Annotated in this window: 23 protein-coding genes and 1 tRNA gene; 15 read left to right on the top strand and 9 right to left on the bottom strand. The window is 33.9% G+C overall.

Translation table 11 applies throughout. The features are described from left to right. Window positions 1-312: 312 nt before the first annotated feature. The 4 genes from HYY69_05725 (at window position 313) to HYY69_05710 (ending at window position 3,557) form a co-directional block, all read left to right on the top strand. Window positions 313-396: transfer RNA gene (locus HYY69_05725), tRNA-Ser, on the top strand. A 181-nt stretch (window positions 397-577) separates the two neighbouring features. Continuing rightward, window positions 578-1,492 carry a transcription initiation factor IIB gene (locus HYY69_05720; GenBank protein ID MBI3032949.1) on the top strand — a complete coding sequence of 305 codons (915 nt, stop codon included), beginning with the start codon at window positions 578-580 and terminating at the stop codon, window positions 1,490-1,492. A gap of 76 nt (window positions 1,493-1,568) precedes the next feature. Continuing rightward, a complete protein-coding gene (locus tag HYY69_05715) occupies window positions 1,569-2,849 on the top strand; it encodes a ketopantoate reductase family protein (protein MBI3032948.1) in 1,281 nt (426 codons plus the stop codon). A 201-nt stretch (window positions 2,850-3,050) separates the two neighbouring features. Then, window positions 3,051-3,557 carry a hypothetical protein gene (locus HYY69_05710; protein MBI3032947.1) on the top strand — a complete coding sequence of 169 codons (507 nt, stop codon included), beginning with the start codon at window positions 3,051-3,053 and terminating at the stop codon, window positions 3,555-3,557. Between the two features lie 2 nt (window positions 3,558-3,559). On the opposite strand, the gene HYY69_05705 is transcribed toward HYY69_05710, so the two are convergent. Both HYY69_05705 and HYY69_05700 read right to left on the bottom strand, forming a co-directional pair. Further along, complete coding sequence (locus HYY69_05705; protein MBI3032946.1) at window positions 3,560-4,114, bottom strand: hypothetical protein; 555 nt, start codon at window positions 4,112-4,114, stop codon at window positions 3,560-3,562. A 56-nt stretch (window positions 4,115-4,170) separates the two neighbouring features. Next, complete coding sequence (locus tag HYY69_05700; GenBank protein MBI3032945.1) at window positions 4,171-4,770, bottom strand: hypothetical protein; 600 nt, start codon at window positions 4,768-4,770, stop codon at window positions 4,171-4,173. A gap of 43 nt (window positions 4,771-4,813) precedes the next feature. On the opposite strand from HYY69_05700, the gene HYY69_05695 reads away from it, so the two are divergent. Continuing rightward, window positions 4,814-5,581 carry a hypothetical protein gene (locus HYY69_05695; GenBank protein ID MBI3032944.1) on the top strand — a complete coding sequence of 256 codons (768 nt, stop codon included), beginning with the start codon at window positions 4,814-4,816 and terminating at the stop codon, window positions 5,579-5,581. On the opposite strand, the gene HYY69_05690 is transcribed toward HYY69_05695, so the two are convergent. Together HYY69_05690 and HYY69_05685 are read right to left on the bottom strand one after the other, a co-directional pair. Then, on the bottom strand, window positions 5,582-6,769 hold the full coding sequence (locus tag HYY69_05690; GenBank protein MBI3032943.1) for a methyltransferase: 1,188 nt from the start codon (window positions 6,767-6,769) through the stop codon (window positions 5,582-5,584). It abuts the gene before it with no gap. A gap of 204 nt (window positions 6,770-6,973) precedes the next feature. After that, window positions 6,974-8,578, bottom strand: a complete 1,605-nt coding sequence (locus HYY69_05685) for a DsbA family protein (protein ID MBI3032942.1) — start codon at window positions 8,576-8,578, stop codon at window positions 6,974-6,976. Window positions 8,579-8,729: 151 nt separating this feature from the next. Here HYY69_05685 and HYY69_05680 point away from each other — a divergent pair, with 151 nt between their 5' ends. Beyond that, window positions 8,730-9,146 carry a nucleotide pyrophosphohydrolase gene (locus HYY69_05680; GenBank protein MBI3032941.1) on the top strand — a complete coding sequence of 139 codons (417 nt, stop codon included), beginning with the start codon at window positions 8,730-8,732 and terminating at the stop codon, window positions 9,144-9,146. A gap of 39 nt (window positions 9,147-9,185) precedes the next feature. Further along, a complete protein-coding gene (locus HYY69_05675) occupies window positions 9,186-9,602 on the top strand; it encodes an HIT family protein (GenBank protein MBI3032940.1) in 417 nt (138 codons plus the stop codon). Here HYY69_05675 and HYY69_05670 read toward each other — a convergent pair. Next, window positions 9,594-9,833, bottom strand: a complete 240-nt coding sequence (locus HYY69_05670; protein MBI3032939.1) for a hypothetical protein — start codon at window positions 9,831-9,833, stop codon at window positions 9,594-9,596. The genes HYY69_05675 and HYY69_05670 overlap by 9 nt on opposite strands. 109 nt (window positions 9,834-9,942) lie before the next feature. Next, the gene (locus HYY69_05665) at window positions 9,943-10,458 is read right to left on the bottom strand and encodes a hypothetical protein (GenBank protein ID MBI3032938.1); all 516 of its coding nucleotides are present in this window, start codon (window positions 10,456-10,458) and stop codon (window positions 9,943-9,945) included. Between the two features lie 213 nt (window positions 10,459-10,671). Between HYY69_05665 and HYY69_05660 the strand changes: the two genes are divergently transcribed. The 5 genes from HYY69_05660 to HYY69_05640 are packed head-to-tail and all read left to right on the top strand — an operon-like array spanning window position 10,672 to window position 12,985. Continuing rightward, window positions 10,672-11,055 carry a hypothetical protein gene (locus HYY69_05660; GenBank protein ID MBI3032937.1) on the top strand — a complete coding sequence of 128 codons (384 nt, stop codon included), beginning with the start codon at window positions 10,672-10,674 and terminating at the stop codon, window positions 11,053-11,055. Between the two features lie 32 nt (window positions 11,056-11,087). Continuing rightward, window positions 11,088-11,243 carry a hypothetical protein gene (locus tag HYY69_05655; protein ID MBI3032936.1) on the top strand — a complete coding sequence of 52 codons (156 nt, stop codon included), beginning with the start codon at window positions 11,088-11,090 and terminating at the stop codon, window positions 11,241-11,243. 30 nt (window positions 11,244-11,273) lie between these two features. Then, complete coding sequence (locus tag HYY69_05650) at window positions 11,274-11,534, top strand: diphthamide synthesis protein (GenBank protein ID MBI3032935.1); 261 nt, start codon at window positions 11,274-11,276, stop codon at window positions 11,532-11,534. A gap of 47 nt (window positions 11,535-11,581) precedes the next feature. Continuing rightward, window positions 11,582-12,766, top strand: coding sequence for a hypothetical protein (locus HYY69_05645; GenBank protein MBI3032934.1), 1,185 nt, complete (start codon window positions 11,582-11,584; stop codon window positions 12,764-12,766). Window positions 12,767-12,769: 3 nt separating this feature from the next. Then, a complete protein-coding gene (locus tag HYY69_05640; GenBank protein MBI3032933.1) occupies window positions 12,770-12,985 on the top strand; it encodes a hypothetical protein in 216 nt (71 codons plus the stop codon). 20 nt (window positions 12,986-13,005) lie between these two features. Here HYY69_05640 and HYY69_05635 read toward each other — a convergent pair whose 3' ends face one another. Then, a complete protein-coding gene (locus tag HYY69_05635; GenBank protein MBI3032932.1) occupies window positions 13,006-14,208 on the bottom strand; it encodes a pyridoxal phosphate-dependent aminotransferase in 1,203 nt (400 codons plus the stop codon). A 54-nt stretch (window positions 14,209-14,262) separates the two neighbouring features. Here HYY69_05635 and HYY69_05630 point away from each other — a divergent pair, with 54 nt between their 5' ends. From HYY69_05630 to HYY69_05620, 3 genes are read left to right on the top strand one after another with little or no spacing between them, the layout of a single operon-like run. After that, window positions 14,263-15,174 (top strand): 2-dehydropantoate 2-reductase, encoded by a 912-nt coding sequence (locus HYY69_05630; protein MBI3032931.1) that lies wholly within the window; start codon window positions 14,263-14,265, stop codon window positions 15,172-15,174. Beyond that, window positions 15,167-15,955 (top strand): 3-methyl-2-oxobutanoate hydroxymethyltransferase, encoded by a 789-nt coding sequence (panB, locus tag HYY69_05625; GenBank protein ID MBI3032930.1) that lies wholly within the window; start codon window positions 15,167-15,169, stop codon window positions 15,953-15,955. The genes HYY69_05630 and panB overlap by 8 nt, the downstream gene beginning before the upstream one ends. Window positions 15,956-15,973: 18 nt before the next feature. Next, window positions 15,974-16,816: a pantoate--beta-alanine ligase gene (locus HYY69_05620; protein ID MBI3032929.1), complete on the top strand. Its 843-nt coding sequence runs from the start codon at window positions 15,974-15,976 to the stop codon at window positions 16,814-16,816. A 23-nt stretch (window positions 16,817-16,839) separates the two neighbouring features. Here HYY69_05620 and dnaJ read toward each other — a convergent pair whose 3' ends face one another. Together dnaJ and HYY69_05610 are read right to left on the bottom strand one after the other, a co-directional pair. Continuing rightward, the gene (dnaJ, locus tag HYY69_05615) at window positions 16,840-17,964 is read right to left on the bottom strand and encodes a molecular chaperone DnaJ (protein MBI3032928.1); all 1,125 of its coding nucleotides are present in this window, start codon (window positions 17,962-17,964) and stop codon (window positions 16,840-16,842) included. Between the two features lie 10 nt (window positions 17,965-17,974). Continuing rightward, window positions 17,975-18,610, bottom strand: a complete 636-nt coding sequence (locus HYY69_05610; protein ID MBI3032927.1) for an HAD-IA family hydrolase — start codon at window positions 18,608-18,610, stop codon at window positions 17,975-17,977. Window positions 18,611-18,620 lie beyond the last annotated feature (10 nt).

Below are 18,620 nucleotides of genomic sequence, written 5' to 3'. Positions count from 1 at the left end.
ATTACCTTTTGCTTTCTGGATCGTTTCCATAAAGGATACTTCACCTGTTTAAGCTTTAATGAGTATTTATGATCAAGCTATATAAAGTTATCCTATAAGATTTGGCTCTGTCCCTAATCTCGGCTCACGCCTCGGTTTTGGTGCCGTGATTATCCCACTTGTTTATAAGAAAGAAAAAATTCCTATTGGAATTTCCTTTTTTCCCACGTATTAATTTGAAGGATAATCACCAGCATGGCACCAAAAACTTCATTCGGGACAGAGCCGTATTTCCATAACTTTTAAATACGGCTTATAAGTCTTGTTTTATACGCTGCGGTGGCACAACCTGGTAATGCGCGAGCCTTGAGAGCTCGTTTCCGCAAGGATATCCCAGTTCAAATCTGGGCCGCAGCGTTTTTATTCCAGAGGATTTATTTCAGAAAAGATTAATTATTGTATTTCCCTCGAGAATGACCGAAACATTTAAATATAACTTCTAATTCCCTTTATAAAGTTAATTGAAATAAAATATATAGATTATACTTTCGAAAATCAATCATATCACTTAAATTCATGTTGTGGGTAGGTGGGTAATATGCATTATGTGAAGAAATGTCCTGAATGCGCAGGCATAAACTTATTCTTAAATAAAGAAAAAGGCGAAATCATCTGTAAAGACTGCGGTTTAGTTGTAGAAGAGAAAATGGTTGATTTCGGTCAAGAATGGCGTGAAATGGATTCAGAGTCAGCTGAAAGAAAAAGACGAACTGGAGCGCCTATGACCTATACCCAATATGACCGCGGTTTAGGCACTGAAGTAGGAAGGAAAGCTGATTTGTATGCTCTTGGCAATCGAGATAGAAACAAATTCTTCAGATTGCGAAAATGGCAGTATCGTATTTCAACTGCTATTGAAAGAAACTTGAAATTAGCGTTAGCTGAATTAAAGCGAGTATCCTCTTTTTTAAAACTACCTCAAAGTGTTGAGGAAGAATCAGCTCGCATTTATACGTTAGCAGTTCAGCGAGGTTTAGTTCGAGGAAGAAGCATGGAAAGTGTTGTAGCTGGAGCATTATATGCTGCCTGCAGAAGGCATGATGTTCCACGAACCTTAGATGAATTAAGCGAAGCTTCTGGGATAGAAAAGAAAGAAATCGGAAGAACCTATCGTTTTGTTACCAGGGAACTAGGGATAACTATTTTACCAAGCAATCCTGCTGATTATATTGCGCGATTTGCTTCTGCATTAAAATTAAGCGCAGAAACACAATCAAGAGCAATTGAAATTCTTGAATCAGCACAAAAATCTGAATTAACTTCAGGAAGAGGACCAACCGGGATTGCAGCTGCTGCATTATACGTCAGCGCTTTAATTCATGGAGAGAAAAGAACTCAGCGCGAAGTTGCTGATGTTGCAGGAGTCACCGAAGTAACAATCAGAAATAGATACAAAGAACTGCTTGATGAATTGAAGCTTGAGAAGGAGATTAAGAAGGTTAAGAAGAAATAATTCCAAAATACTTTTTATTCTTCTTATTTTAATTAAAAGTGGTGAATAACGTAAGCACGTTTTTATATTTTTTAACATGAAACAAAAACACTATCATCATATTTTAGTTGTTGGAGGCGGAGCAGTTGGTTTAGCTATTGCTGGTTTTCTCTCTCAAGGCAATGACGTTTCGCTTTTATGCAGAACTGATACCCAAGCAAGCGCAATAAACAAAGAGGGAATAGATATTTCTGGAAAACTTGGAGATCATAATAATTTACGCATTTCTGCAGCATCAGAATTCAAACCTGCAGATTATGATGTTATTTTTATTGCTACAAAATATGGTGATACGGCAACCACAATAAACAACTTAGTGGATCATGTAGGCGATACCATCCCGATCGTCAGCTTACAAAATGGTGTAACCAATTCTGAGTTATTAAGAAGATATTTTAAAACAAATCCCCTTGTTGAATCAGTGATACCTATTGGTTTTCAAAAACAAGGCATGAGAACTACTGAAATTACTTTTGTTGGTGATAAAGTCATTTTTGGAGGGAATGTTCAAGATACTACGTTAGAAGCGATTGTTAAAATATGCACTGAAGTAGATTTCCCTGCAAGAACAGATCCTAATTTTGCAGGACAACAATGGAAAAAGTATGTTTTTAATCTTGCCTACAATGCTTTAAGCGGTATTTTGAATAAACCTAATAGTTCTTTGACTTCATGGCAAGAGCGACATTTACTCAAGAGTATTATTAAAGAAGCGTATCAAATTATCGAGAGAGAAGGTATTGTTATAGACGGATTACCAACACCAAAATCTTATTTTAATTATTTAGTAACGACTTCGCCGCAACTTGGTAATCATAAATCTTCTTTATGTCAAGACTTAAATGCTGGAAGAAGAACTGAAATTGAAGCATTAAACTGCGAGCTATCGAGAAAAGCACAGGAGTATGGTTTTAGAACACCAGCTAATGACGCTGTAGCAGAATATATCTTAGCACTTGAAGAAAGACGTGCAGTTGATAAAACAAGAGTAGGGTTTTTCACTGATCAATTAATAAAATCTTGCTTAAGACTAGAAAATCCTGACAAGAGGGACTTTGTTCCCAGACACAAAACATCTCTGCAACCATTAGCATATACTGCAGGAATGACACTCGCTTTACTGATATCGATACTTACTCCTGAAACTTCATTTTATAGTCCTCTATTATCACCTGAAGTTAGAACTGGATTTACAACACCTCAAAGGTATGGAAACATGATTTGCATGGATTTAGATCACCAATATACTTGTAAAGATTTAGGAAATGTTGACCCTCAATGGTTAAAGACCTATGCTATACGTAATGAGCGTTATTGAAAAGCTCTCTTTGCAAAGCAAAGGTTGCCATCGGCTCAGCTTTGGCGTAGTTCATAGATGGTACTTTTCTCTCTGGAACCTCGAAAAGTACTCAATATTTTTAAGTGATAAGCTTCGCAATATTGATGGCAACATCCGAGCTTTTCAATAACGCACGTAAATGAAAATCTTTAAATACACCTATACCTAGTCAATGTTTCTATGGGATTAGTTCGAGATATTAGTTTTGTTGCGGTGTTAGTAATAGCAGTTATGGTGTTAACTATTAAGTTTGGTCCAAATCCAACGGGTTATGTTGTATTTGAGAATGATGTTTCTTATTTTATTCAAGATGAAAATCTTGCAAAAACAAAAGCGACTTATAACGAAAATCTTGATAAAATTCCTTCATTTATCAAAACCATTATTGATAATGAAAAGGTCAATATTGTATTAGATGATAATAATGATGGGTTAACTAAATTAAAGCTTGAAACTAAGGATGATCAAATTATTTCCTTTGAAAAAGGCACGTTTGATGAGCCTTCATTAATAATCTATTCTGATCTTAAAACTTTGCAGGAAATAAAAGAAAGTGAAAAGATTGTCAGTGCGATTGAAGAAGCATTAGATAATGAAAAAATAGTTTATGAATCTATTGACTGGAGCACCAAGATCAAAACTGGCACTGCAGGGTTTTTTGTTAATGTTTGGAGCTGGTTTGATTAGTATTAAAGTCTCCTAATTTCCTTAAGAAATACTGCTCTTACACAATCAATATTATAACTATGTTCTTTTCCACCATATCCTTCTACAACAGTTGTATTTCTCACTCCAAGAACTGCCAAAAGATCTCTTAATGGTTGAGGATGTATATATCTTTCATCTGGATTTTGTATAATTAAAGAAGGAACTTGATATCCCTGCAACAATTGCGCATATTTTTCTTGAACATTTTTGTTAACATCAAAAGAATCATATAAAGGAAAGCCCATTAAAACAGAGAATTTTGGCTGTATTCTTCCGGATACAGCTGCATCAAGTGTAATTATAGAACCAACTGATTTTGCAACAACCACATAATCTCCTGTTATTTGTGCAATTTCTTCTTCTAATTTATTTTCTTCTTTGTCTCGATCAAAATCCTGATCACTAGTGTTCCAATGGTCATATCTTATAGTATGGTACGCTGCGTTAGGAAAAGAAGATTGCAATGCTGCTGTTAAATATTCAACCCATTGTTGGTTTGATTTTTTACTCATTCCACCTAAAATAATTACATCCATTGTTTCAACCTTACCATAACTATGGAATATTGTCTATTTTATCAATCTTCCTTTTTTTACAAACTTCTCTTAGCACCTTGCCAAGAATCACCATTTTTTAATGGATAATCAAACCAGCCGCGCGCGCTCCATGTATCACAAATATGAGCAAATGCTGCTAAAGGAGTTTGCACCCTTCTCTGAGATGAATAATCCTTCTTTTCACCCTCTACATACTTAAGCGCTGTCCAATGATCTGCTGTAATGAGAAATCCGTATTCTCGTATCTTCTTCTCAACAAATGGCCATATCTGACTTTCTTTATCAAGTAATTGAGGATTTCTCATTACTGTTCCATCTTCGCATTCTATATGTTTCCACGGTTTTTCTAAATCATGAAGATAAAGAATAAGGAGCGCATCGGATAATGAAAAAGGCAATCTCCTACACCGATTTAATTGATCATAAAGAACAACACCAATATTCATTACTTCTGCAATATGATCTAAGTATCCGCCTCTCCATGCCTGATGATTATGGCTTGAACCTCGAGCAGAACTAAACAAAGGAAGATTTTCATCAAGGAGTTTTTGACAAATAGTTCCATTGGGCCCATCAATTTGAGCTATAAGTTCATGTAAGGTAAAATAGTTATCCATTATATCAAATAGCTGCATTAAGAAATATTTAAATAGGTGAAACAACTTTTAAAAGTTTATTATGGATACGGCACAGTTCATTAACCAATTAGACTTGAATAGTTATGAAAAAGAAATAATACTCTTTCTCACAAGCATTGACCATGCAAATGCTTATCTTATTTATAAAAAAACAAAAGTACCGAAAGGAAGAATATATTCAGTTCTTAATGATCTTGTTGACAAAGGATTTATTAGCATTATCCCCACAAATCCTAAGAAATATGCTATTGAAGATATTAAGAGTACGCTCTATAACTATTTAGAATCAAAAAAACTGAATATTGACAAAAAAATTAATGAAATAGAACAACTTGACGTTAACACTAAACAATTTCAACTAGAAAAAAATACACCTTCTGTTTATACATTCGCTGGAAGAGAACAGCATATTCATGCATTAATTTCATTGCGGAACAAGGCAAAAAAGCAGTTAATTCAAGTTGCTCCGCTTTTTATTGGAACATTCTCAAGCAATACAAGTATTTATAGAACTCTTGAACGTGGCGTAAAAATACAAGTAATCGTAAAAAAGATTACAAAAGAAAATAAGAATGTTATAAAACAGTTTTTAAAAGCAGGCGCTGATATTCGCAGCTTGAATTCTCCTGATTTAATCAACTTTCTGATTAAAGATAATGATGAGTTTATCTTAGGATTAGAGGATTATAGAATGAAAGAGGAAAGAATAAATTTACTCAGCAAAAATAAAGCATTATTAATTGTATTAAGAGAATATTTTGAGAAACTATGGAAGAAAGCTAAAAAAATAAATGAGGAGAAGTTATAACTAGTTCACATTCAACAAATCAAGAATCGCACCAAATGAATTTCGATCCATTCTCTTCCGATACATTTTACTTGCGTTAATTATTTTCTTTTTATCAATAACAATCTCCTTTTCTTTAAGCAGATTGTTTGTGCCTGTATTAATTAAAAACTGGCAGAATTGAGTTACATTTTTAGGATGATCTGTCCTATGAGCGCGTTCAAAATCAAGCAATTTAACATCATTACCTGTTGTTATAATAATATGCTTAATAGGATGATGCATTTCTTCTTTAGTAATATTAAGCGTGTCTAAAAGATACATCATTTCAAATAATGTTTTGATGACAGTTATAATTTCGCTTTTAATTGCTTTTTCGATAAAATTTAAAATTAAAGTTCCTTCAATAAATTCATATACTAAAAAATTCTCTTCAGCGCAGACTATTTTTGGAGCGATATTATATTGTTCTAATTTTCTCAATATCGTTGCTTCATTTGCTATTCTATTAAACGCTTTTGATGTTTCATTGGTTGCTTTGACTACTATCTGTTTTTTGTTCAAAATTCCTTTAAATAAAATTCCGCGGCGTCCTTTGGTAAAATACGCAATGTCCTTAATGTTCAAAGATTCTAATTTTTTTCTTAATGCTGTCTTTTGAAGCTCATAAACATACAGCAATTCAAAAGAAAACTTTTCCTGGTCAATCTTTTCAAAGGTAAGAAGATTTTTTTTTATAAATTCCTCTACTTTATCTTTTTTTGTTAATGAACTGAATAATAATAATACTTTTCCATCTTTTGTAAGAACATCATTCACTTTGTTAAGGAATTTTTCAATAAATTCATATCCTTTTTTCCCGCCATCTAAAGCAATGTCCGGATAGTTTGGATCTGCAGGCAAATACGGAGGATTGCATATGATGAGATCAAATTTTTCTTTGATTTCAGAAAAGATATCAGCGTACTTGAAAACCAAATGAGTTAATTTGCCTTTATTCTCTTTATACATATTTGCCTTTGCAATAGCAAGAGCTTGAGGATTAATATCTACGGCAACTACCTTTTGAGCATATTTTGCTGCTTCAATTGCTAATATTCCTGTTCCTGTACCTACATCCAATACGTTATGCGCTTTTTCCGCATATTCCTGAATATGTTTTTGGAGAAGATACGAATCTTCTTTTGGATAATAGACTGGAGATTGCATAATGATAATAAAGAAAAAGAAAAGAGAATTTAAGCTTTACTCTTTGAGGTACGTAATAAGTCTTGGGTTTTAGCGCCTACTTTTGTGAAGCTCTTCTTAGTCAACATCGGGGATTTTTCGGAGTTCCATAGAGAAAAATCCAATTGAAACACACTTCAAAAGCTGAACCGGCGCTAAAACTAAAGGAAGACTTATTACGTACCTTTACTCTTGGAGTTCAGCTTTAAACAGCTCTTCAAATGCTGCTAATGGTTGGGCTCCGCTGATTATAATCCCATTGATAAGGAACCCTGGTGTTCCTGAGACACCTACTTTTGCGCCTACTTCCATGTCAGCTTTAACTCTGTCTGCATATTTACCGGTGTCAAGGCATTCATCAAATTTTTTGCTGTCCAACTTCAAGTCAGCTGCATATTTTTTAAGATCGACTAAAGTTAATGCACCTTGATTCTCAAATATTTTATCATGCATTGCCCAGAATTTCTCTTTATTCTGCTCACTTGCGCATTCTGATGCTTCTGCTGCTTTTTGCGCATTTTCATGGAAACTTAAAGGGAAATGCTTGTAAACTAATTTTACCTGGCCAGTATCTATAAACTGTTTTTGCAGTTCAGGCAGTGTTTCACTATAAAATTTTCCGCAGAATGGGCATTGAAAATCACTCCATTCTATCATTGTTATTTTAGCATCTGCTTTACCTTTTACATGATCTAAAGTCATTTTAGGCACTTCTAAAAGTTTTACTGCAACCCCTGCTTCAGGATTGATGTAATAACTCCCGTCTTTTTCAACAAGAGCCTGCTGAATTTTATCAAAATTAGCTGCTTCTTTTATCTTGTTGTCATAGATGTAAAAAGGCAATGCCTTAATATCATATTTTTTCATTAATTCTTTCCCTTCTTTGCTGCTTATATCAACAAGTGTTTCTTTTACTGTTTTAAATGCCTGCTGATTAATATTAGAAACACCTGTCGTGACACAAGCTTTGCAATTCTTATCATTAACAATGGTTAACAGAATCTCTGGATCTTTTGATGAATCTGCTAATTGACTATCAGCTGACGGTTCAGGCTCATCTCCTGCCGGTGTTTCACCTGAAAGTATCTGCTCAAATACTTTTTTAAAATTCTCATAGGGTTGAGCGCCTGAAATTAATACACCATTAATAGTAAACCCTGGTGTCCCTGAAATTCCTGCTTTTTGACCTTGCTGCATATCATCAGCAACTTTCTGCGCATATTTACTAGTACCTAAACAATCATTGAACTTATCTTCTTTTAATCCAAGCTCTTTTGCATATTTTTTAAGATCCACAACCGTTAATGCTTCCTGATTTTCAAACATTTTATCATGCATTGCCCAGAATTTCTCTTTATTCTGCTCTCCTGCGCATTCTGCTGATTCTGCTGCTTTCTGCGCATTTTCATGGAAGCTTAAAGGGAAATGCTTGAAAACGAGCTTAACTTTGCCAGTATCTATGTAATCCTTTTGAATTTGAGATAATGTATCTGTGTAAAATTTACCGCAAAATGGACATTGAAAATCACTCCACTCAATCATCGTTATTTTAGCATCTTTTGCACCTTTGAAATAACCATCATCGCTTACACCACTTGTTATTCCACCAGACATCCCTTTAAAACCAGAGATAATGATAATTAATAAGAACAAGCCTGCTAATACTTTAACTATTAATTGTACATCTATTTGAGAACCTGTTTTTTCACTTTGTTGAACATTATCTTGAATATTATCTTGAATACTTCGAACCTCTGCTGGAACATCTACGTGTTGTTTTTTCTTAGCCATGCCCTACCCACCTCATTTGTACTTAAACTTAATTTAAATGCTCAATAATAGTTTATATTTAAAGTTATTGAAACTGCGGTTCTGTCCCGAGATTTGAGACAGAACCGCAGTTTCAATAACTTTTTATAACTCATAAGAGTTTTACTCCTTCATGAAAGAATCCTTTGAATCTTTTGTCAAAAAAGTAGAGCAACTGCATGGTTTGCATGACCACGAGGGTTGTCTCTGGGATAAAGAACAAACCATTGAATCCATGAAAAAGTATATTCTTGAAGAAGCAGAAGAGATAGCTGAAGCAATTGATAAAAAGGATTATGATGAATTACGAGAAGAATTAGGAGATTTATTATTGAATATTACTCATATCTGCACCTTGGCAAAACAACAAAGTTTGTTCTCGTATAAGGACGTAATCAAACAAGTTGAAGAGAAAATTGTACGCCGCCATCCTCATGTTTTTGGCAATGCTACCTTTGGATCTCTCGAAGAAATCAAAGCACATTGGAAAAAAACTAAAGCAGAAGAAAAGCGTTTGAAAGAGGAAAAACGTAAAAACAACAAAACATAAAAACAAAGGGCAACTCCAAGCAATAAGGAGATGATAGTAATGGCAGACTGTGTTTTTTGTAATATAGTAACTGGTAAAATTAAAACGCAAATAGTATATGATGATGAGCATTTTATTGGTTTTCTTGATATTGCACCAGGCAATAAAGGGCATACCTTAGTAGTTCCCAAACAACATGTCGAAGTGCTTGATAAGCTTCCTGATAAGCTAGCGCAAGAATTAGTAATCAGAGTTAAGAAAATTGCGCATGCAATACAGCTTGCTCTTGATCCTGACGGTTACAATGTATTAATGAATAACCATAAAGCGGCAGGCCAAATAGTGCCTCATGTTCATTTCCATATTATTCCGCGTTATAACCATGATGAAATTAAATTTACCTGGCCAGTGGATGAATACGTAGATGACAAGGAAAAAGAATCTTATCAAGAAAAAATTAAAGCAAAATTAATGTAATCTTATATTATGTTCAATGTCTTTTTTTGCCCATACTTCTTGTACAAGGAATGTTTTAGATTCAATATTATTGCTTCGTTCTATTTTATAATCCTCAGTAAGAGGGTCTTCATATTCAACTACTACTTGATTATTAACAGCAACACCAGAAGAATGCTCTTTATTATGACTAGGCGTATTATCTACAGTAACTTCCAACTCTTTACCTTCCTTTCCTAGTTTTTCTTCCATAGTAACCACCTATGCTTTTACTGGAAGTGCTTATATATAAATGTTTCGGAACTGTTGTTACTTGTTAGTTACAAAGTACCTCAAAACGCCAAATCCATAAGAAATATCATTACATCAAAGCTTCTAATTCCTTTATTTGCTGTTTAATGTGATCTATTGTTCGAGAGTTATCTTGCTGATTTAATAATGAACCGCATTCAGGACACTTAAAGCTTAATTCTGAGCTTTGCTCGAAATCTAACCTCGCACAAGCATTAGCACATAAGAAGAAACATCCTTTATTCTTTTCCTCTCGTTCCAAACGAACCATTAAACGATCTAATTTTTGTTGATGTAACGCCAAAACAAGGTCTTTTATCCGTTTAGCATTATAAGTCCAATAACTGATATAATAACCTTTTTTAGAGTCTTTTTTTCTCCTATAAGTTGCGAGGTTTTGACTATGCATACGATAGAGAATATTTCTCACTTGATGAATCTCAATTTTAGTCTTTTCAGCTATAATAAATTCAGATATATTCTTTCGATTTTTTAGAAATTCAATTAATGGAAGCGTGTCCTGCCCTACTACTTCAGTAAGGATTTCTTCAGTTAATTTAGGCGTTAAACGTATTTTTTTGGTCATGATAGGTATACCTAAAGGTTAAAGTACTTACACCCCCTGAATAAACGTAATAAACTGTCATTTTCTTCATACCCTGCTTTATAAAGATTTATATCTTTGAGGATATATATTTTATATAAAAGAGAGGGTTGTGCATATATGCACAACCCCAGTATACTAATAACAATATTTATATAGCTGTATGCTTTATATGGCTCAAGGGGGTATATAGTTATGGTAATGTTGTTTGACATATTTAATCTTCCAGAAGATGTTTATGAGATCATTTTTGCAACAGATCAACAAAGAATAGTTGGCAAGCTTCTTATCAATGATATGAAAATGAAAGGCGGAGAAATCACTAAATCTGAGATGAGTGCTTTTGCCATGGCATTACATGATGGGCAATTAGTAACACAACTTGATTTACCCCAGTATAAAGGCAAGCAAGTAAAGCTTAGTTATAATAAACGGCAATTTTATGATCGGATTTTAACACCTATGAAAGGCATGGGTTTGATTGATTATGATCTTTACAAGAAAACTTACAGAATTAGTGACAAATTTAACAAAGCAATGATTAAAATTGGACTTCTTTGGATACGAGAACTAAGGTAAAATATATAAACAAATATTTCCCAAGAAAAGTAATGTTTGGATACGAATATGAAGACAATTACAGCCATAGTTTGTTTAGCTTTTTTCTTATAGGGGTAATCGTTGTGATATTCTTCGGCGTTGCTTTTTTTATGACCTGGTATATGCAGGATTCTTCTTTGGCTATTTCAGGACAGTTGTTGGGTTAACTTTTTAAACAAATAATCATTTATTATATTATGCAAACCTATGATTTAGAGCTTAATCGAGTTATTGAAAAGATAAAGGAAACTCAGGCAAAAACTGTCTGCATTCAACTACCTGATGGTTTAAAACCTCGCGCTGAAGAGATACAAGATGCAATCCATGCTGCAACATCTGCAGAACTTTTGATTTGGGAAGGAAGCAATTATGGAGCATGTGATTTCCCCTTAGAACTAAGTAAAATAGGTGTTGATCTCCTTGTAGCTTGGGGCCATAGTGAGTGGCGATGGCAATAAAACAAGAAATTGAAACTAAAGTTAAAATTATGAAATAACGTGAAAGCATGAAAACAATGATATCAAGCAACATATTAGACCAGCTTTTACCAGAGATGAAAAAAGCTGCAGACATTATTATTGATGCTATTGAATCTCGAACACCAATTATTGTTCGACATCATCTTGATAGTGATGGGTATACAGGAGGCGTTGCCCTTGAACGAGCAATTTTACCTTTAGTTAATAAAAAACATACTCGGGAAAGAGATGCATTTTATTATTTCAGACGGCTTCCTTGTAAAGCTCCTTTTTATAGTCAAGAAGACGCGCTTCGCGATATTAGCACGTTCACTGATGTCCGAGGACATGCCAAAGCCCCGGTCATTATCATTTGCGATAATGGCAGTTGCCAACAGGATATTGATGGGATTAAACTAGTGAAACTTTATGGCGCGACAGTCCTTGTTGTTGACCATCATCCTCCATCGCCTGAAATTGATACACTTACTGGAAGTCATATTAATCCCCACAAAGTTGGTTCTACTTATGATTACTGCACCGGCATGTTATGCAGTGAATTAGCCCATTTAGTTAATCCTCATGCCTACGATTTAGCGTTTATAGCAGCTGTTGGCGGCGTAGCTGACCGCGTTGAAAGTGATGAGTTTAAACAATACCTGAAACTTGCTGAACAAATAATTTCCAAAGAACATATTTACAATACTGCTGAATGCCTTGATTATCTTGGATTTTTAGTAAGCAATGCTGAAAGCAGGGAAATTGTTACTGATATTCTTAATCCTAAAAGCGAACGCAATCTTCCTTTATTACATATATTTCGAAAGCAACTCAATCAAAAGAAAAAGCTTCAATTAGAAAGCAATATCAAATACCATAAAGTTCATGAACAAAAAGATAAAATCATTGCAGAGATAGACATAGATAAAGTGAAAAACACTACTGGTTTTCCACCACGTGGAAAAACAACAGGAATGCTTCATGATTGGTTGAAAACAAAACATAAAAAACCAGTTATTACTTGCGGCTATACAAAAACAGGCATTAGCTTTAGATGCTCAACAGAAATCAAAAATTTTGATGTAAATCAGATTATAGCATTGCTTCAAAAGAAATTTCCTGAAGCACAAGTTGATGGAGGTGGACATAGAGTAGCTGGATCAATTAATTTCATTGAAGCTAGCCGTGAAGAAGTAATTAAAGAAGTTCTAGAATATTGTAAAAGGTGTTGATCAATGAATAAAATCTCATTAACACTAACAGAGAAAAAGAAATATGTAATGTCGGTTGATCAAGATTATGAAATTCTTTCTAAAGTTAAACAACTTGAAAAATTAAAATTAACTAAAGACGAGAAGTTTTTAATTAAACTGATAAGAACACAACTTGAACGTCACTGGAGAAAATGGCTTATTAAAGAATTAGACAAAATTCTATTAAAACGTAAATAATTTTTTGCCCAATTCTGTTTTTATTCTTCAACAAACTTCGAGAATCTTTCAAATCCTTCTTTAATTCTTGATTCTGTTTCTGCTGCAAAAGTTAAACGGAGATAATTTTCACCTTGTTTACCAAAAAATGATCCAGGAATAGTAACTAACTTTTCTTCAAGTAATAACTTTTCTGAGAATTCTTTAACAGAGGTGACTTTCTTCTTATTGAGATAAGAAGAAATATTAACGAAAAAATAAAATGCACCTTCAGGAACGATATATTTAGCTTGAGGAAGATATTTTTTCAAACAGGTATCCATTATCTGACGCCGTCTTTTGTATTCAGGAAGAATGTTATTCATAACAAAACTATGTTTGATAGCACTATTATTTTCTAAGAACTTCTCCACTATTAATTGCGCAGGTTTGCTCGGGAACATGGTAGTGTATTGACGCAAAGCTGCTGCTACTTGAATAAAATTTTCAGGACCATACATATAACCTATCCTTAACCCTGGAATACAGGCTGTTTTTGAAAATGAACAGCACGTGATAACATGATTTTTGCCTCCAAAAACTCTCGGAGCATAATGTGTTTTATCATAAATAATATCCTTATAAGTTTCGTCACTCAACAACCAAAAATCATGTTTTTCTGCTAGAAGCACTAATTCTTGCACTATTTCTCTAGACGCTACTCTTCCTGTTGGATTATCCGGACTTAATAATAACAATAACTTTGTCTTTTTTGTTAAATTTTTTTTAACACCACTAATGTTAATTTGAAAACCATCCTCCAACACAACAGGAATTGTTTTAATTATTCCACCTAATAATCCTAATGGTTCAGCATAACAATATGTGGGATCTGCAAGAATCACTTCATCACCCTGTTCAATAAGAGCAAGAAATGCAAGAAATATTGCTTCTGTGGAGCCAGTTGTTATCATAATTTCAGTAGATGGATTAACATTAATTCCTTCATTTTTTAGTATATAATTAGTAATTATTTTTCTTGTTTTGTAATGACCTTTTGTTGAACCATACGCGGTAGCTTGTTGAGGATTTCTATCCAACTGGTTTTTCAAATAATCAAGAACCTCTTGAGGTGGAGCTATATTCGATGCACCACCACCAAATGAGATAATTGACGTATCATCACCTGCTTTTTCAATTTCTTCAACAATCTTTCTAATCGGTGATACTATCACTTGAGCTGCTTTTTTTGCTAAATGTGGCATTTAGTAGCAGAATATAACTATATTTAAAAACCTTCTCTCTTTCCTTTTATTCCGATGAAGAACATTAATAACATCATTATCCTTGGTGCAGGTGCCTTAGGAAGTGTGTATGGAGCATTGCTTAGCAAGAATAAAGATAATAAGGTAGTTTTAGTAGGAAATAAAAAACATATTGCAGTTATTAAGAACAACAAACTTCAGATCCAAGGCAGGGTCAATGAGTCTTTTGCTCTTGCCGTGCAAGAAAAAATAACGTCACTATCTCCTCAGACTATTATTTTTCTTATGGTTAAATGTTATGATATTATTCCTACCTTAAAAAGTATTAAACCTACACTAAGAAAAGATACTATTTTAGTTTGTTTATCCAATGGATTAGAAATTAAAGAACTTGTTCTTAAAGAAATTGGCGATTATTGCACTGTTATAAGGGGAATTTCTTATTTAGGATGTATTTTTCTTGAGCCAGGAAAAATAGTATATACAGGCGGTAGTTTTACAGAACTTGAAAAAACTTCCCATGATCAACAATTCCATCAAATGTTTGAGAATACTGGTTTAAACTTAAAAACGTACCAGAATTTTAAGGAACGTGAATTCAAAAAAGCAATTATGAACGCAATGATTAATCCACTGACAAGTATTTTTAATTGTTATACGTGTGTTCTTGCAGAAAAAAGATACGAAAATCTGATCAATAAACTGATCAGTGAATGTAAGTGTATTGCAGAAAAAGAGGGAGTTGTATTTAAAGAAGATTTCCTATTAGACTTTAAAACTAACATACAAGAAACATCAAATAATAAATCTTCAATGCTCCAGGATATTGAACGAGGGAAAAAAACAGAGATTGATTATATTAATGGAAAATTTGTTGAGCTTGCTAAAAAACATCATCTTCAGGCACCTTTGAATACTGCGTTAGTTACTTTGATTAAAACATTGGAGCAGAACAATGATGCCTAACCACAAAAAAATAACAGCTGCGGATATTATTGCATTTAAACAAAAGAAAAGTAAAATCACTATGCTTACTGCGTATGATTTTCTAACAGCAAAAATTGAAGATGAAGCTGGCATTGACATAATTCTTGTTGGCGATTCCTTAGGAATGGTTGTCCAAGGTCATACAAACACGCGGCAGGTAACTATTGAAGATATGATCTATCACACCAAGACTGTTGCTCGGGCTGTAAAAACTGCTTTGATAGTTGGAGATATGCCTTATTTAACGTATGAAACTCCTGACTCTGCGCTTTTTAATGCTAGAAAACTTATTAGCGCAGGCGCTGATGTTGTTAAGATTGAAGGAAACAAACCAGGGATCGTCAAAGCATTGAAAAATAATGGCATAGAAGTCATGGGGCATATTGGTTTAACACCGCAAACTATTACCTCATTTAAACTACAAGGAAAAGATGCTGAATCAAAACAAAGATTATTACAAGAAGCTCAGCTTCTTGAAGATGCTGGGTGCTTCTCAATTGTTTTAGAATGTATTCCTGTGGGTCTAGCACAACAAATCACTTCACAACTTACCATTCCAACTATTGGCATTGGCGCTGGAGCTTATTGCGATGGGCAAGTACTTGTCATCCATGATTTATTAGGATTGTTTGAAGCATTTAAACCAAAATTTGTTAAACAATATGCTAGACTTGCTCCAATGATAAGAGAGGCTATATCATCCTACCGATCTGATGTTGTTTCGGGAAAATTTCCTGATCAAGAACACTCCTACCAATAAAATTAGTATGTGAAAAAGATGCATATTTTTAAAACAATTAAAGAAATGAAAGAATTTGTTAAAAAAGCCCTCTTCGAGAAGAAAACAATAGGTTTTGTTCCAACTATGGGATATTTACATCCTGGGCATCTTAGCTTAGTTCACCAGGCAAAAAAAGAAAATGATATCATCGTTATGAGTATTTATGTTAATCCTACCCAATTTGTTCAAGGAGAAGATTTTGAGAGATATCCTCGAGATTTTCTTCGTGATGAGGCATTGGCATTAGGCAGTGGTGTTGAGGTAATCTTTTATCCTTCTGACAAAGAGATATATCCACATGGTTTAAACGTTATTGATTACCATACTCCTTTGTTTGATAAACTCTGTGGAAAAACAAGACCAGGGCATTTCCAAGGCGTTGTGACTATCGTAAAAAGATTATTTGAGATTATTTATCCAACAAAAGCTTATTTTGGACAAAAAGATTTTCAACAAACAGTGATTATCAAACAGATGATCCATGATTTAAAATTTCCTGTTGAAATTGTTGTTCATACCATTGTTCGGGAAAAAGATGGGCTTGCGATGAGTTCTCGCAATGTTTATCTGAATAAAGAAGAAAGGGAAAGTGCATTGTCATTATATACTTCATTGTTAAAAGCAAAACAATTAATTACTGGGGGAGAAAGAAATCCTCACCTGATAAAAAAAGAGATGAGAACAAATATTCTTAAAGAAAAGAATACAACGATTGATTATATTGAGATTGTTAATGCAAAAACACTTGAATCAGTTAATACTGTTTCATCAGGAGACGTTATTATGCTCGCTGTTTTTGTTGGAAAAACAAGGTTGATTGATAATTGTGTTATAAATTAAAAAAAGTATGGGAATAAATGTTATTATTCCCACACTTTTTTTAATTTATCAAACAATGATTTCTGAGGATTTTCTTGAAGGTCTTCCTGAAATTTCTCCAATAATTCCCGCTGTTTTTTGCTCAATTTTTTAGGTGTTTCAATGATAACACGCACTAATTCATCACCAACGCCGTATCCTTGGATACTATGAAGCCCTTTTCCTTTTAACCTAAATAAAGTATGTGTTTGGGTTCCAGGAGGAATGGTCATGTTGACACTTCCTTCTAAGGTAGGCACTTCAATTTCAGCTCCTAAACTAGCTTGCGTAAAACTAATGGGAACTTCCAAATATAGATTATTCCTATCTCTTTGAAAGATTGCATGTTCAAGAACATTAATAACAACATATAAATCTCCCGGATGGGATCCTCGTTCTCCAGCTTCACCCTCACCCCTAACTCTTAATCTTGAACCAGCTTCAATACCGCGAGGAATATCAATTTCTATTTTTTTATTCTTTTTCTCACGGCCTGAACCATCACAGTGGCGACAAGGATTTTTAATAGTGCGGCCTTCGCCATGACAGTGTTGACAAGTAGATGTTGTTTGAAATATTCCAAATGGTGTTCGCTGCTGGCGCCTAAAAACTCCTGTTCCCTGACAGGTTTTACAAGTAATTACTTCAGAAGCATCAGATGCTCCTTTGCCATGACATTTTTCGCAAGTATCTAATTTAGGAATAATAAGTATTTTTTTAGTGCCTTGCGCAGATTCTTCAAGGGTAATGTCAAGATTATATTCTAAATCCATGCCTCTTTGTTCACGATGACGGCCTCTTCCACCACCGCCAAAAAAAGTATCGAAGATATCACCAAAATCAAATTGATCGGAAAAGCTTGCAAAATCATTGACATCAAAACCGCCTTGTTCAAAACCACCAAAGCTTGGTTCAGCAGAACCGTATTTGTCATAGGTTGCCCGCTTCTTGTCATCGCCTAATACTGAAGCTGCTTCGTTAATTTCTTTAAATTTTTCAGCTGCGTGCGGATCAGTTTTATTCAAATCTGGATGATACTGCTTAGCTAATTTTTTATATGCTTTTTTAATTTCTTCCTTACTTGCTGTTCTTGGAACAGCAAGCGTTTCATAATAATCTTTTTTTGTCATAGCTTAGCACCTATTCCACATTTTTGATTATTTCAAGAGGATGATTTACAATAATATCAGCAGCCTTCAAACGATCGTTATGATGATAGCCATAGCTTACTGCTATTGCTTTTTTTAACTTTGCATTTTTTGCTGATGCAATGTCTCCATCCATGTCCCCTACATATATAGCCTCTTCTGGAGCAAAACCAAAATATCGCACGCATTTTAAGAGCGGTTCAGCTGAGGGTTTTTCACCGCTTTCAAATCCACCAACATAGGCGAAATATTTTGCAATATCCAAAAAGGTTATACGATCAATAATATGTTCTTTTTTTCCGTTTGAAACAATAGCTAGCTTATATTGTTTGCTTAATTCATGAAGCATAGTTCTTACTTTAGGATATAACCTGATCTCACTAAGAAAATCTTGAGAAATATTGAAATAGATTTCTGAACATCTATGGACATCATCTTTGTTAGTAATACCCAATTTTTTAATGCATTCTTTCCAATCTGTCTCAAATAAATCCTGATATTGCCGCTTGGTTAAGCTTTTTTCAATCTTAAACTGTCTGAATATTTCGTTGTATATGTGGCAGGTTAACGTAAATGTATCTGCAATGGTTCCGTCATAATCAAACATAATCAGTTTTGTTTTTGGCATGTTTTTGACC

Source organism: Candidatus Woesearchaeota archaeon (assembly GCA_016192995.1).
Taxonomy (GTDB): domain Archaea; phylum Nanobdellota; class Nanobdellia; order Woesearchaeales; family DSVV01; genus JACPTB01.
The sequence above is the reverse complement of the archived record's forward strand: the minus strand, read 5'-3'. Positions and strand labels throughout refer to the sequence as shown.